The following is a 500-nucleotide window of genomic DNA, read 5'->3' as shown; positions in this document are numbered from 1 at the left end:
GGGCACGGAAACGACAGGAGCCCCCGCTCGTGACCGCGGGTCGGGGCTGCGACAATGTTGTTGAAGTGCCAGAGGCGCAGCCGCGCCGCAACGAGGTTGGGAGGCTCCCGTGCCTAGATATTCTACCGCCTTCGGAATGGACGTACACCTCAGGTCCACCACCGTCTGCGCGCTCGACGCGGAGACGGGCGAGGCCGTGGCGAGGAGGTTCCGCGGCAACCCGTGGGGCGAGGTCGCGGAGTGGATGTCGGGCTTCCCGGGCCCGTCGCTCGCCGCCTACGAGAGCGGCTACCTCGGCTTCGCGCCGCAGAGGGAGCTGTCGGCCCTCGGCGTCGACTGCGTCGTCGCGGCCGTCTCCAAGGTCCCGAGGTCGGCGGCAGACCTCTCGTCCAAGAACGACCGCAACGACGCGGCCAGGATGGCCAAGGCGATACTGTCGCACGACGTCACCCCGGTATGGGTGCCGTCCCCCGAGATCGAGGGGCTCAGGGACCTCGCCG

Annotated in this window: 1 pseudogene; it reads left to right on the top strand. The window is 70.0% G+C overall.

The annotated features are described in order from the left end of the window. Positions 1–136: 136 nt before the first annotated feature. Positions 137–500: pseudogene (locus ACESUZ_RS10130) on the top strand (IS110 family transposase); the annotation flags it as partial.

The organism is Collinsella aerofaciens ATCC 25986 (genome assembly GCF_964239575.1).
GTDB classification, from domain to species: Bacteria; Actinomycetota; Coriobacteriia; order Coriobacteriales; family Coriobacteriaceae; genus Collinsella; species Collinsella aerofaciens_BQ.
The sequence above is the reverse complement of the archived record's forward strand: the minus strand, read 5'-3'. Positions and strand labels throughout refer to the sequence as shown.